We start from the raw sequence: 13,255 nt of genomic DNA, 5'->3' as shown, positions 1-13,255 counted from the left end.
GATCAAGGCCCCTCTCCCGCCTGCGGGGTGAGGTGAGCAGCTTGGGAACCGCAGGTTCGCTGCTCATCGAACGCCCTTGCGCCATCGCGAGGGCCGGAGCGCGGAGCGGGGGTTGGGGTGAGGGCCGCTCTTGAAGCAAGCAGAGCAGAAGCCCCCTCATCCGCCCTTCGGGCACCTTCTCCCGCGCGCGGGAGAAGGGAGGAATCAGGCATTGCTTGAGTCTGCTGGGATTTCGCTGTAATTCATCCCAACCTACGTCTTCATCCCAGCCTGGGTGCGGGCCTACTGCTTCGGCGCGAGCCCATGCGTCCGCAACACCTCGCGCACCCGATCCAACGGAATCGCCTCCACCGTCTGACCATTGCCTTTGATCGTGGTCGCCATGAACAAGGCGTTGTAGAGCGATTCTTCCACCGCATCCACGCTGGCCTGGAATACCGCACTCATCGATTCATTGGCCAGTTCGGCGGTCTGCAACCGCTGTGCATCGAACGCGCGGCGCACCGACTCGGCCGTTGAAAACGCCAGCACGTAATCACCGCTGCCGTTGGACGCGGAACTGCCGGTCCGTCCCAGCCCCATCATTCCGCGCGAAGCCAATCGCTTCAGATTGCGATCCGACAACGGCGCATCGGTGGCAATGACGATAATCACCGAACCATCGCCGCGGTCATCAGCCAGACCTCGCCTATCACCCTGCATCGCCACCGCGTTCTGGAACGCGTAACGATCCAGCTCCCGTCCGACCGGCGCGCCCTCCACCTGCAACACGCCGCCGTAGTTGGCCTGTACCAGCACGCCCACCGTCCAGCCGCCCAGGCTGTCCGGCAGCTTGCGCGAAGAAGTGCCAATCCCGCCCTTCCAGCCGAATGCCACGGTCCCCGTGCCGGCACCCACGCTGCCTTCCTGCACCGGCCCGCTCTTGGCGCTTTCCAGCGCATTCCGCACTGCCTCGGCCGTGATCGGCCTGGCGCGAATGTCATTGAGTCCGCCATCGTTGGTCTCGCCGACCACGACATTCAGTGAACGCACCTGCTGCATGTCCGGCTTGGCCAGCATCCACTCGGCCATGGCGTCGGCGGCCTTCCACACGCACAGCGTGCAGGTCAGCAGGATCGGGGTTTCCAGCTCGCCCAGTTCGTTGACCTGGGTGCTGCCGATGAACTTGCCGAAGCCGTTGCCCACATGCAGCGCCGCCGGCACCCGCGAGCGATAGACATTGCCGGCATGCGGCAGGATCGCGGTGACGCCGGTACGCACCGTGTCACCTTCGATCAGCGTCACCTGGCCCACGCGTACGCCGGGCACATCGGTGATCGCGTTGTATTGGCCCGGCGCGAAGATTCCGGGCGCCACGCCCAGATCACGGGCGCGGGCACGTGGCGCTTCCTGTGCGGAAGCCGCCAGGGCGCACAGCCCCAGCAACGCCGCTGTCAGTCGAAGGGAAAGACGATGCGGCGCGTGGAGCATGCAGATTCCTTTACAGGCGTTGGCGGACGGCTTCGAACAGGGCCACGCCGGTGGCGACGGAAACGTTGAGGCTCTCGATGTCACCCGGCATCGGGATACGCACCAGCTGGTCGCAGGTTTCGCGGGTCAGGCGGCGCATGCCATCGGCTTCACCGCCCATCACCAGCGCCACGTTGCCGCGCAGGTCGAGCTTGTGGATGGTCGTATCCGATTCACCGGCCAGGCCGTACACCCACACACCCAGCTTCTGCATGTCCTTGATGCAGCGGACCAGGTTGGTCACCGACACCACCGGAATGCTGTCGGCTGCGCCGGCGCTGACCTTGCGCACGGTGGCGTTGACCGGCGCGCTCTTGTCCTTGGGGATCACCACGGCGGTAACGCCGGCGGCGGCGGCACTGCGCAGGCAGGCGCCCAGATTGTGCGGGTCCTGCACCTCGTCCAGCACCAGCACCAGTGCCTTGCCTTCGGCCGCTTCGATCAGGCCCTGCAGTTCGCTCTCTTCCCACAGCTTGGGCGCGGCATAACGCGCGACCACGCCCTGGTGGCGCACCTGGCCGGCCACGCCGCCCAGCGCCTGCGCGTTGACCTTGCGCACGTCGATGCCCTTGCGCAGGGCTTCTTCTTCAATTTCGACCAGGCGCGGGTTCTTGGCACCGGCCTCGATCAACACTTCGCGAACGTTCTCCGGGTCCTTCTCGATCGAAGAAGCCACGGCATTGACGCCGACGATCCACTGGTTCTGCTTGCTCATGGGCGTCACATGGGGAAAAACGGGGGGTGGCAATGGTACTACCGAGGGACGAGTGAAGAGGAAAAAGGAGTGAGTGGAAGCAAGGCCAACGCAGCGTACGGTAAGCCGATGCCCCTGGCGCAAAGGGTATGCAGGAGCGAAAACCACCGCATCTCGTCAAGCGCGGCGGCCCTTACTCACTCCTCACTCCTCCCCACTCACTCCTCGCCCATCAGTACTTCTTCTTGACCCGCTTGGCCGGCTTGCCGCGCTCGGGCAACGGCGGCGGACTGCCCGCTTCGCCGTCCTTCTCCACCAGACGGAAGTCGATCTTGCGCTCCTCCATGCTGGCCTTGAGCACCAGAATCCGCACCCGGTCACCCAGGCGGAACTCATTGCCCCGGCGGTCGCCGCTGAGCGTCTTGCGGATCGGGTCGAACTGGTAATAGTCGTGCGGCAGCTGGGTCACGTGGACCAGGCCGTTGACCTTGGATTCGTCCAGCTCCACGAACAGGCCAAAGCTGGTCACGCCGCTGATCACACCATCGAACTGGCCACCAACGTGCTTCTCCATCCAGGCCGCGCGGAAGCGCTCATCGACCTCGCGCTCGGCCTCATCGGCACGACGCTCACGCTCGGAGCACTGCAACGACAGCGCCGCCATTTCACGCGGCGTGTAGGTGTACTTCTCGCGCGGTGCGCCGCTGAGCGCGTACTTGATCGCGCGGTGCACCAGCAGGTCCGGGTAACGGCGGATCGGCGAGGTGAAGTGCGCGTACGCTTCCAGCGCCAGACCGAAGTGGCCGTTGTTGTCCGGCGAATACACCGCCAGCGACTGGCTGCGCAGCAGCACCGACTCCAGCAGCGCCGCGTCCGGGCGCTCGCGCACCTTCTTCAGCAGCTTGGTGTAATCACCCGGCTGCACCTTGCTCCAAGCCGGCAGGCTCAGCTTGAATTCCTTGAGGAACTCCAGCAGGTCGACAAACTTGGATTCCGGCGGCCGCTCATGCACACGGAACGGTGCCGGGATGTGCGTGGACAGCAGGTAACGCGCGGCCTCGACGTTGGCCGCGATCATGCATTCCTCGATCAGCTTGTGCGCGTCATTGCGCACCATCATGCCGGCCTGGGTGACTTCACCGCGGTTGTCCAGCACGAAGCGTACTTCGGAGGATTCAAACTCGATCGCGCCACGGCGTTCGCGTGCCTTGGCCAGGATGCGGTACAGCTGGTGCAGGCTCTGGATCTGCGGCAACAGCGGGCCGATGAAGGCCTTGGCATCGGCATCGTCCTCACCCACCGCGTCCCAGACCTGCGTATAGGTCAGCCGCGCGTGCGAGTTCATCACCGCTTCGTAGAACTTCGAGCCGGTTACCTGCCCGTCGCGCCCCACCTGCATGTCGCAGACAAAGCACATGCGGTCTTCCTTCGGCCGCAGCGAACAGATGCCGTTGGAGAGCGTCTCCGGCAGCATCGGCACGACGAAGCCCGGGAAGTACACCGAGGTCGCGCGGCGCTGTGCCTCGTCATCCAGCGGGGTGCCGGGACGCACGTAGTTGGACACGTCGGCGATGGCCACCACCAGACGGAAACCGTCGTGGTTGGCTTCGCAATAGACCGCGTCGTCGAAGTCCTTGGCGTCCTCGCCGTCGATGGTCACCAGCGGCATCGAACGCAGATCGACGCGCTTGCCGATCATCCCCGCTTCCACCGTCATCGGGATGGCGGTGGCTTCGTCGAGCACTTCCGGCGGGAATTCATACGGCAGCTCGTGGCCGTGGATGGCGGTTTCCACCACCAGCGACGGGGTCAGCTTGTCGCCGAGCACGGCGATGATCTTGCCGATCGGCGGGCGTCGCGAATCCGGGGCGTGGGTCAGTTCGCACACCACCAGCTGGCCATCCTTCGCACCACCGGTGGCGTCACCGGGAATCTGGATGTTGCGCTGGATGCGCTTGTCGTCGGGCACCACGTAGCTGATGCCCGCTTCCACGCTGAAATGGCCGATCAGGCGATTGACGCCGCGCTCCAGCACGCGGGCGATGGCACCCTCGCGACGGCCACGACGGTCGATGCCGGTGACATTGGCCAGCGCGCGGTCACCGTGCATGACCTTGCGCATTTCATACGGTGACAGGAACAGGTCGTCGCCGCCTTCGTCCGGGCGCAGGAAGCCAAAGCCTTCCGGGTTGGCGATCACCACGCCGGGAATCAAGCTCAGCGCCAGCACCGGGGCGAAGCCGCCACGGCGGTTCTGCACCAGTTGGCCGTCGCGCACCATCGCACCCAGGCGCTTGGCCAGCGCGTCGGCGCGGTCCGGTTCGGTCAGGCCCAGCTGGCGGCCGATTTCGTCAGCGTTCTGCGGGCCTTCGCAACGCTCCAGCAATTGCAGGATCGCCTCGCGGCTGGCAATGGGCTGGGCATAGCGCTCGGCTTCGCGGGAGGCATACGGATCATCGAACGCCTGCGCGGGTGCCTGCTTGCGGCGGCCACGCACGAAACTCTGCGGCGCGGCGTTGTCCTTGGGCTTGCCCCGGCCTGGCTTGGCGGGAGCGGCCATGCTCTCCGGCATCCAGGGCGGCAACTTGGCGGATTTGCGGGCTTTGCCCGGCGCCTTGTCCGGCTTGGCGCCGGCGGCGGACTTGCGGGCCTTTCCGGCCCCAGTGGTCTTTTTGTTTTTCATCGATCGCCATGGTACCCGCTGGACCGTGTACGCGGCGCGCATGCCAGCCACCTGGGCAATGTTAAAAGGCGTTGACAAAGTCAGCCGCGCTGGCCAGAATCGCCGGCCTGAAGTGCCCAGGTGGCGGAATTGGTAGACGCACTAGCTTCAGGTGCTAGCGGGGGCAACTCCGTGGAGGTTCGAGTCCTCTCCTGGGCACCACTTCAAGAATCAACCCGCGAAAGCGGGTTTTTCGTTTCCGGGGTTCGGAATCCGAAATGCGGGCCACCCCCTCCCCAATCCCGCACCTTCACAAAAGTGTTGACGCGGTGAAATTCGATCTGCATAATCTCGCTCCTGAGTCGCCCAGGTGGCGGAATTGGTAGACGCACTAGCTTCAGGTGCTAGCGGGGGCAACTCCGTGGAGGTTCGAGTCCTCTCCTGGGCACCATGACTCAAGAACGAAGAAACCCGCGAAAGCGGGTTTTTTCATGCCCGCAATAAAGCACTGGTAGTGCCGAGCCATGCTCGGCATCGGGCTTCACTGGTGACGCCTCAACGGAGCATTGCTCCGCGCTACCAATCGCGGTGAGCCAGGCTGGCCGATACAGCGGCAACCGGTGGCGAACGAACATCTGACACTGATCCGCGTCAACCCAGCCAACACATCCGGCGAGCCGTTCGTCGCTTCGGCCGATGGCAACCTTCTGCGGGAACATGTCCACGCGCATGCGCTGCGCCAGCATCGCCACGATTGCACCGCGCTGCGTGATGCCCGGATGCAATCCAAGCGGTGCCCGCACATCGGAAGTCGACGCCCACGACCCGCGTCTGCACCTCGATGCAACACCAGCGGAAGGACCGCCATCAACGCCACACATCCGTGCGCCGCAGAATGCATGCGAAGGACGCACAAAAACTGTTGACACATTCTTCGTTCTCAAACAAAATTCGCGTCCTGAGTCGCCCAGGTGGCGGAATTGGTAGACGCACTAGCTTCAGGTGCTAGCGGGGGCAACTCCGTGGAGGTTCGAGTCCTCTCCTGGGCACCATGACTCAAGAACAAAAAACCCGCGAAAGCGGGTTTTTTCATGCCTGCAATAAAGTCCCGCAGTGCCGAGCCGTGCTCGGCACCAGACGTTGCCGGGAACGTACCAGCGGAGCATGACTCCGCTCTACCGAATGCGGCGAGCCCTGCTCGTGCCGAGCCACGTTCGGCATTGGGCTTCACTGGTAACGCCCCGGCGCAGCACGGCTGCGCTCTACCGGCTTGTCAGTGCCCGCCCGCGGAGGCTGCGCCGGCACCTGCCCCGAACGGCGGCTTGGCCAGCCAGACGAACGCGATGATCGCCAGGAACACCCAGCCCAGCAGCAGGAAGATGTCGTTGAAGCCCATCTGCGATGCCTGGTGCACGATCATGTTGTCCAGCACCGCTGCGCCGTGTTGCAGGTCGCCCTGCCCCATCGCCGTGATCTGCGCATGCATGCCCGGGTCGTACAGCGAAACGTGCTCGGTCAGGTCGGCATGGTGCTGTTGGGTACGGCGTGCCCACAGCCATGTCGTCAATGACGCGGCGAAGCTGCCGCCCAGCGTCCGCAGGAAGGTGGCAAGGCCGGAGCCGGCTGCCACTTCACGCCCGTCCAGGTCCGACAACAGGATCTGCAACACCGGCATGAAGAACAACGCCAGGCCCAGACCCATCAGCAGCTGCACACCGGCCACATGCTCGAAGTTGACCTGCAGGTTGAAGCCCGAGCGCAGGAAGCAGGTCATCGACAACACGAAGAAGGCGATGGTCGCCAGCATGCGCATGTCGAACTTGTGGCCGAACTTCCCCAGCATCGGTGCCAGCACGATCGGCAGCAGCCCCAATGGCGCCGTCGCCAGGCCCGCCCAGATCGCGGTGTAGCCCATGTCGCGCTGCAACCACTGCGGGATCATCAACGCCACCGAGAAGAACGCCGCGTAGCCCACGATCATCGCCAGCGTGCCGGCGCGGAAGTTGCGATGCCGCAGCAGGCGCAGGTCGACGATGGGGTCCTTGTCGGTCAGTTCCCAGATCAGGAACACCGCCAGCGACACCACCGCCACGCAGGCCAGCACCACGATCTTGGTCGAGGCGAACCAGTCTTCCTCGTTGCCCAGATCCAGCAGCAGCTGCAGGCAGCCGACGCCGATCACCAGGGTGACCAGGCCGACGTAATCCATCTTAGGCTTCTCGACCTGCTCCACCCGGTGCCGCAACTGGCCACCGACGATCACCGCAGCAATCACGCCCAGCGGCACGTTGATCAGGAAGATCCATTCCCAGCTGTAGTTGTCGGTGATCCAGCCACCGAGAATCGGCCCGGCAATTGGCGCGACCACGGTGATCATCGCCAGCAGCGCCAGCGCCTGCCCGCGTTTTTCGCGCGGGTAGATCGACACCAGCAGCGACTGGGTGATCGGGTACATCGGGCCGGCGACGAAACCCTGCAGCGCGCGCGACACCACCAGCATGCCCATGCTCTGCGCGATGCCGCACAGCAGCGAGGCGATGGAGAACGCAATGGTCGCCCAGATGAACAGCTTGACCTCGCCGAAGCGGCGGCTGAGCCAGCCGGTCAGCGGCAGCGCGATTGCGGTGCTGACCGCGAACGAGGTAATGACCCACGTCGCCTGCTGCGAACTTGCGCCGAGATTGCCGGCGATGGTCGGCAGCGAGACGTTGGCGATGGTGGTGTCGAGCACCTGCATGAACGAGGCCAGCGCCAGGCCGGCCGTGCACAAGGCAACGTTGGCCGGCCCGGTGCCGACCGCGCCGAGGGGCGCGGCGGGAGCTTGAGCGGACATGGTGACCTCAGCCGGCGCGTGCCGACGGCGACAGGTTGCCCTGGATGATGGTGTGGATCAGCGCGTCGGCATCGTGCAGCTGCCGTGCGTAGACCCCGGTGTCGTACACCGCGCCCTTGGCCGCCTCGGTGGGTAGCACGCCGCCCTTCTGGTCATGCAGGTTCACCTCGGCCTTCATCGACAGGCCGATGCGCAACGGATGCTCGGCCAGCTGCTTGGCGTCGATGGCCACCCGCACCGGCACGCGCTGCACGATCTTGATCCAGTTGCCGCTGGCGTTCTGCGCCGGCAGCAGCGAGAACGCCGAACCGGTGCCCATGCCCAGGCTGGTGATGTGGCCCTTGTAGGTCACCCCGCCGCCGTACAGGTCCGAGCGCAGTTCCACTTCCTGGCCCAGCCGCATGTGCCGCAGCTGGGTTTCCTTGAAGTTGGCGTCCACCCACATCTGCTCGGTTGGCACCACCGCCATCAATGCGGTGCCCGGTTGCACGCGCTGGCCCAGCTGCACCGAACGACGTGCAACGTAGCCGGTTACCGGCGAGACGATGCCGGAGCGGGCATTGTTCAAGTACGCCTGACGCAGCTGCGCAGCGGCGGCCTGCACGTCCGGCTGGGTTGCGATGACGGTGTCATCGACCAGTGCGCGCGAACGGGCCACCGCCTCGCGCGAACCGGCCATGGCTGCCTCGGCCGCAGCCAGCTCATCACCGGCATGCGCCAGTTCTTCATTGGAGATGGCGCCGGTGGCGGCCAGGTTCCTGCGCCGTGCATAGTCGTCACGGGCACGCTTGAGCGTGACCTGGCGTGCATTCAAGTCGGCCTGTGCGCTTTCCACGTTGCGGTACAGACCGCGTACCTGACGCACGGTGCTGGCCAGGTTGGCCTGCGCCTGCTGCATCGCCACTTCGGTATCGGCCGGGTCAAGCTGCACCAGCAGTTGTCCCTGCTCCACCTTCATGCCGTCATCGGCGGCGATGGCCACCACGGTGCCAGCCACCAGCGGCGTGATCTGCACCTGGTTGCCGCCCACGTAGGCGTCATCGGTTTCTTCGGCCCAGCGGCCCAGCAGGAAATACCACGCGGCAAATGCGGCAAGCAGCAGCACCACGATCAGGAAAAGGCCGCGCAGCAATTTGCCACGGCGGCTGGGTACGGCACTGGCCGCATCGGGGGAGGAAGTCTGGCTCATGGGGGTTCTCAGGAATTCTTGTTATCGGAAACAGCGGCCACCGGCAGCGCGTTTTCGGCAGGCGCGAAACCACCGCCGAGCGCCGCGCTCAGGCGCACGCTCGACAGCAACCGCTGCGATTGCAGATTGGTCAGGCGCTGCTGGGCCTGCAGCAACAGGTCCTGGGTGCTGAGCACATCCAGGTAATTGCCGATGCCGGCGCGATAGCGCTGCAGGGCCAGATCATTGGCGGCCTGCGCAATGCTCACCGCCTGTTGCTGGGTATCCACCTGCGTGGCCAGCGAGCGCACCGCGTTGACCTGGTCGGCCACATCGCGCAGCGCATCGACCACGGCGTGGTTGTAACTGGCCACGGCCAGGTCGTAATCGGCATCACGGCCGGCAAGGCCGGCGCGCAGCCGGCCACCGTCAAAGATCGGCAGGCTCAAGGCCGGCGCCAGAATGCCGAAGGTGGAACCGCCTTCCAGCAGGCTGCCGATGTCCTTGGACACCACACCACCCAACGCGGTCAGGTTGAGGCTGGGATAGAAGCGCGCCTTGGCTGCATCGATCTGCCGGCCGGCCGCTTCCACGCGCCAGCGCGCGGCGACGATGTCCGGGCGCCGCCCCAGCAGTTCGCTGGGCAGCACGCCCGGCAGTTGCAGCGCCAGCGGATTCAACGACTGCGGCCGGGCGATCTGCAGGCCGCGATCCGGGCCTTGCCCGAGCAATGCGGCCAGCGCGTTGCGGGCGGCATCGATCTGCTGCTGCGCGGCCAGTTGTTGCTGGTGAGCCAACGGCAGACGCGCTTGGGCCTGACGCACCTGCAGGTCACTGTCGATACCGGCGCTGCGACGCTGCCGGGTCAGCGCCAGGGTCTTCTCGGCGCGCGCCAGCTCCTCGTCGGCAACCTGCTGCGTTTCCCAGGCATGGGCCAGTTCCAGATAGGCCTGGACGATGCCGGTGGAGATATCCAGGCGCGCCGCCTGTGCATCCACGGCGGCGGCGTGGTTGCTATCCACCGCAGCTTCCCAGGTGGCGCGCTTGCCGCCCCAAAGGTCGATGCCGTAACTGAAGTTCAGCACTGCCTGCACGCTGCCGGCGTAGTCGCCACCAGCGTCGCCGGCCATCGATTCGGGCAGGCGCATGCCGGTGTAGCCCGGCGACACCGACAGGCTCGGCAGGCGCTCGGCGTGGGCACCGGCGACCTGCGCCTGGGCCTGGCGCAGGCGCGCATCGGCGATGTCCAGCGACGGGCTGTTGCGCAGCCCCTCGGCGACCAACGCATCAAGCTGCGGGTCGCCCAACGCGCGCCACCAGTCGGCGGCGGGAAAGCCGGACGCACTGAGTCCGCCGCCAGCCAGTGTGTGGCCGGCCTGCAGGCCATCCATGTCGAGCAGGCGTCCTTGCGGTTGCAGCCCTCGGCTGCTGGCGCAGGCGGCGAGCGCCAACACCAAAACACCCACCAGCAAAGGGCGGGAGAAACGTGGGGGAGAGATTTTCATGGGGGAGAGAGTGCGTCGCGTACGCGGGTGAGCAGGGAGAACAACTGATCGCGCTCGGCCGGGGCCAGGTCGTGCATGGCCAGGTCGATCACCTGGTCACCGCGCGCCTTGAGCCGCAGCCACAGCGCACGGCCTTCGTCGGTCAGCATGATCTGCAGGGCACGGCGGTCCTGCTCGTGCGGTTGCCGGCGGATACAGCCCAACTCTTCCAGCCGGTCGAGCAGGCGGGTGACGGCGCTGGGCACCTGGTCGATGGCGTGGCCCAGCTCGGCCGCCGTGCATGGCGCCTTGCAGGCCAAGGCTTTCAGGCCGATGTAATGGGTGAAGCCGATCCCCAGCCCCTCTTCGGCCATGGTCAGGTCCAGCTGCCGGACCAGGCCATCGCGGACCTGCCGCAACAGCAGTCCAAAGCTCGGCGGCATGGGCGTGGGATCAGTCATGGGCCGGCATTTTATTCCAACTGGAAATATTCTCAATGGAATATTCCCATCTGGAAGTGAATTCTGAATTACACATATGGAACAATTCCCTCCCCCATTCCGTCCTGCTTGGCATCCCCGCCGCCATCCGGATAATCGACCGGTCTGGAAGCCGGCAGCCACGCCGCGGCTTCACGTTTACAGGTAGCACCACCCGCAATGACTGATCTTGCACGCCCTGCCTTCCACGGCTTCGAACAGCAGCCGCTGCGCGAGTACGCCGAACGCGCCTATCTCGACTACTCCATGTACGTGGTTCTGGATCGCGCCCTGCCGTTCATCGGCGACGGGCTCAAGCCGGTGCAGCGCCGCATCATCTATTCGATGACCGAACTGGGCCTCAACGCCTCGGCCAAGCCGAAGAAGTCCGCGCGCACCGTCGGTGACGTCATCGGTAAGTACCACCCGCATGGCGACAGCGCCTGCTACGAGGCGCTGGTGCTGATGGCCCAGCCGTTCTCCTACCGCTATCCGCTGATCGAAGGCCAGGGCAACTTCGGCTCCAGCGACGACCCCAAGTCGTTCGCTGCCATGCGTTACACCGAATCCAAGCTCACCCCGATCGCCGAAGTGCTGCTCGGCGAGCTGGGCCAGGGCACCGTGGACTGGACGCCCAACTTCGATGGCACCCTGGAAGAACCCAGCTGGATGCCGGCGCGCCTGCCGCACCTGCTGCTCAACGGCACCACCGGCATCGCCGTGGGCATGGCCACCGACGTGCCGCCGCACAATCTCAATGAGATCGTCAGCGCGCTGGTACGCCTGATCGACGAGCCCGACACCACCATCGCCGAGCTGTGCGAGCACGTGAAGGGCCCGGACTACCCGACCACCGCCGAGATCATCACCCCGGCAGCGGACCTGCGGAACATCTACGAAACCGGCTACGGCAGCGTGCGCGCGCGCGCCACCTTCACCAAGGAAGGCAGCAACATCGTGGTCACGGCGCTGCCGCACCAGGTGTCGCCGTCCAAGGTGATCGAGCAGATCGCCGCGCAGATGCGTGCCAAGAAGCTGCCATGGCTGGAAGACATCCGCGACGAATCCGACCACGCCAACCCGGTGCGCGTGGTGCTGATGCCGCGTTCCAACCGTGTTGATGCCGAACAGCTGATGGGCCACCTGTTCGCCACCACCGACCTGGAACGCAGCTTCCGCGTCAACATCAACGTCATCGGCCTGGACGGCCGCCCGCAGGTCAAGAACCTCAAGCAGCTGCTGAGCGAATGGCTGCGCTTCCGCCAGGACACCGTCACCCGTCGCCTGACCCATCGCCTGCAGAAGGTCGAGCGCCGCCTGCACCTGTTGGACGGTTTGCTGGTTGCGTTCCTCAACCTGGATGAAGTCATCCGCATCATCCGTACCGAGGACGATGCCAAGGCCGCGCTGATCGCCCGCTTTGAACTGAGCGAAGACCAGGCCGAGTACATCCTGGAAACCAAGCTCAAGCAGCTGGCCCGCCTGGAAGAAATGAAGATCCGCGGCGAGCAGGACGAGCTGGCCAAGGAGCGCGACAAGATCCTCTCGATCCTGCAGAGCAACGCCAAGCTGAAGAAGCTGGTCAAGGACGAACTGCTGGCCGATGCCAAGAAGTTCGGCGACGAGCGCCGCTCACCGCTGGTGCAGCGCGGTGCCGCGCAGGCCATCGATGAGACCGAACTGGTTGCCAGCGAACCGATGACCGTGGTGTTGTCGGAGAAGGGTTGGGTACGTGCGGCCAAGGGCCATGATGTCGATGGCGCCACGATGTCCTACCGCGACGGCGACAGCCTGCTCGCCGCCACGCGCACGCGCAGCACCCAGCAGGTGGCCTTCCTCGACACCGAAGGCCGCGCCTACTCCACGCCGGTGCACACCCTGCCCTCTGCCCGTGGCAACGGCGAACCGCTGACCGGCCGCTTCTCGCCGGCTGCCGGCAGTTCGTTCGTCACCCTGGCCAGCGGCGACAACAACACCCGCTTCGTGCTGGCGTCCTCGCACGGGTACGGTTTCGTCACCCGCTTCGAGAACCTCACCGGCCGCAACAAGGCCGGCAAGGCGATGCTCAACCTGTCCGCCGGCTCGTCGGTGCTGTCACCGGCGGTGGTGGCCAACGTCGAGACCGACCGAATCGTGGCAGTGACCAGCGCCGGCAACATGCTCGCCATCCCGGCCAGCGAACTGCCCGAGCTGGACAAGGGCAAGGGCAACAAGATCATCGAGATCCCCAAGGCCAAGCTCGCCACCGAGCGCGTGGTCGCGGTGGTCGCGGTAAGCCCGGGCAACACCCTGCAGGTCCGCAGCGGCCAGCGCACCATGAACCTGTCGTTCAAGGAGCTGGAAACCTACCTGGGGACGCGGGCCACGCGCGGGCATCTGTTGCCGCGCGGGTGGCAGAAGGTTGAAGGACTGGAAGTCCAGTAATT

Annotated in this window: 9 protein-coding genes and 3 tRNA genes; 4 read left to right on the top strand and 8 right to left on the bottom strand. The window is 65.5% G+C overall.

The genetic code is table 11. The features are described from left to right. Positions 1 to 282: 282 nt before the first annotated feature. The 3 genes from LR961_RS06560 to rnr all read right to left on the bottom strand — a co-directional run bounded on the left by LR961_RS06560 (position 283) and on the right by rnr (position 4,886). Positions 283 to 1,470, bottom strand: coding sequence for a P1 family peptidase (locus tag LR961_RS06560; protein ID WP_232147608.1), 1,188 nt, complete (start codon positions 1,468 to 1,470; stop codon positions 283 to 285). 10 nt (positions 1,471 to 1,480) lie between these two features. Next, positions 1,481 to 2,224: a 23S rRNA (guanosine(2251)-2'-O)-methyltransferase RlmB gene (rlmB, locus tag LR961_RS06555; protein ID WP_232147607.1), complete on the bottom strand. Its 744-nt coding sequence runs from the start codon at positions 2,222 to 2,224 to the stop codon at positions 1,481 to 1,483. A 211-nt stretch (positions 2,225 to 2,435) separates the two neighbouring features. Beyond that, positions 2,436 to 4,886 carry a ribonuclease R gene (rnr, locus tag LR961_RS06550; RefSeq protein ID WP_232147606.1) on the bottom strand — a complete coding sequence of 817 codons (2,451 nt, stop codon included), beginning with the start codon at positions 4,884 to 4,886 and terminating at the stop codon, positions 2,436 to 2,438. 114 nt (positions 4,887 to 5,000) lie between these two features. Between rnr and LR961_RS06545 the strand changes: the two genes are divergently transcribed. Both LR961_RS06545 and LR961_RS06540 read left to right on the top strand, forming a co-directional pair. Continuing rightward, positions 5,001 to 5,087: transfer RNA gene (locus LR961_RS06545), tRNA-Leu, on the top strand. 142 nt (positions 5,088 to 5,229) lie between these two features. Next, positions 5,230 to 5,316 (top strand) — tRNA-Leu (locus LR961_RS06540). 4 nt (positions 5,317 to 5,320) lie between these two features. On the opposite strand, the gene LR961_RS06535 is transcribed toward LR961_RS06540, so the two are convergent. Then, positions 5,321 to 5,650 carry a hypothetical protein gene (locus tag LR961_RS06535; protein ID WP_232147605.1) on the bottom strand — a complete coding sequence of 110 codons (330 nt, stop codon included), beginning with the start codon at positions 5,648 to 5,650 and terminating at the stop codon, positions 5,321 to 5,323. Between the two features lie 180 nt (positions 5,651 to 5,830). Between LR961_RS06535 and LR961_RS06530 the strand changes: the two genes are divergently transcribed. After that, positions 5,831 to 5,917, top strand: a tRNA-Leu gene (locus tag LR961_RS06530). Positions 5,918 to 6,138: 221 nt separating this feature from the next. Here the strand turns inward: LR961_RS06530 and LR961_RS06525 are convergent. Genes LR961_RS06525 through LR961_RS06510 form a run of 4 tightly spaced genes read right to left on the bottom strand, consistent with a single transcriptional unit; the run spans position 6,139 to position 10,811 of the window. Continuing rightward, on the bottom strand, positions 6,139 to 7,698 hold the full coding sequence (locus LR961_RS06525; protein WP_232147604.1) for a DHA2 family efflux MFS transporter permease subunit: 1,560 nt from the start codon (positions 7,696 to 7,698) through the stop codon (positions 6,139 to 6,141). A gap of 7 nt (positions 7,699 to 7,705) precedes the next feature. Next, positions 7,706 to 8,887 carry an HlyD family efflux transporter periplasmic adaptor subunit gene (locus tag LR961_RS06520; RefSeq protein ID WP_232147603.1) on the bottom strand — a complete coding sequence of 394 codons (1,182 nt, stop codon included), beginning with the start codon at positions 8,885 to 8,887 and terminating at the stop codon, positions 7,706 to 7,708. 8 nt (positions 8,888 to 8,895) lie between these two features. Next, entirely contained in the window at positions 8,896 to 10,371 is a 1,476-nt protein-coding gene (locus LR961_RS06515; RefSeq protein WP_232147602.1) for an efflux transporter outer membrane subunit, read from the bottom strand. After that, entirely contained in the window at positions 10,368 to 10,811 is a 444-nt protein-coding gene (locus tag LR961_RS06510; protein WP_232147601.1) for a MarR family transcriptional regulator, read from the bottom strand. Before LR961_RS06510 ends, LR961_RS06515 begins: the two co-directional genes overlap by 4 nt. Before the next feature lie 198 nt (positions 10,812 to 11,009). Between LR961_RS06510 and parC the strand changes: the two genes are divergently transcribed. After that, the gene (parC, locus tag LR961_RS06505) at positions 11,010 to 13,253 is read left to right on the top strand and encodes a DNA topoisomerase IV subunit A (RefSeq protein WP_232147600.1); all 2,244 of its coding nucleotides are present in this window, start codon (positions 11,010 to 11,012) and stop codon (positions 13,251 to 13,253) included. Positions 13,254 to 13,255 lie beyond the last annotated feature (2 nt).

Origin of the sequence: Stenotrophomonas sp. SY1 (assembly GCF_021202945.1) — a bacterium.
GTDB lineage: Bacteria > Pseudomonadota > Gammaproteobacteria > Xanthomonadales > Xanthomonadaceae > Stenotrophomonas.
This window is presented reverse-complemented; position numbering and strand designations above follow the sequence as displayed.

What these genes read in the sequence shown, in the direction of transcription:
- LR961_RS06560 (WP_232147608.1), bottom strand. Translation starts at nt 1,470, where the DNA reads ATGCTCCACGCGCCGCATCGTCTTTCCCTTCGACTGACAGCGGCGTTG.
- rlmB (WP_232147607.1), bottom strand. Translation starts at nt 2,224, where the DNA reads ATGAGCAAGCAGAACCAGTGGATCGTCGGCGTCAATGCCGTGGCTTCT.
- rnr (WP_232147606.1), bottom strand. Translation starts at nt 4,886, where the DNA reads ATGAAAAACAAAAAGACCACTGGGGCCGGAAAGGCCCGCAAGTCCGCC.
- LR961_RS06525 (WP_232147604.1), bottom strand. Translation starts at nt 7,698, where the DNA reads ATGTCCGCTCAAGCTCCCGCCGCGCCCCTCGGCGCGGTCGGCACCGGG.
- LR961_RS06520 (WP_232147603.1), bottom strand. Translation starts at nt 8,887, where the DNA reads ATGAGCCAGACTTCCTCCCCCGATGCGGCCAGTGCCGTACCCAGCCGC.
- LR961_RS06515 (WP_232147602.1), bottom strand. Translation starts at nt 10,371, where the DNA reads ATGAAAATCTCTCCCCCACGTTTCTCCCGCCCTTTGCTGGTGGGTGTT.
- LR961_RS06510 (WP_232147601.1), bottom strand. Translation starts at nt 10,811, where the DNA reads ATGACTGATCCCACGCCCATGCCGCCGAGCTTTGGACTGCTGTTGCGG.
- parC (WP_232147600.1), top strand. Translation starts at nt 11,010, where the DNA reads ATGACTGATCTTGCACGCCCTGCCTTCCACGGCTTCGAACAGCAGCCG.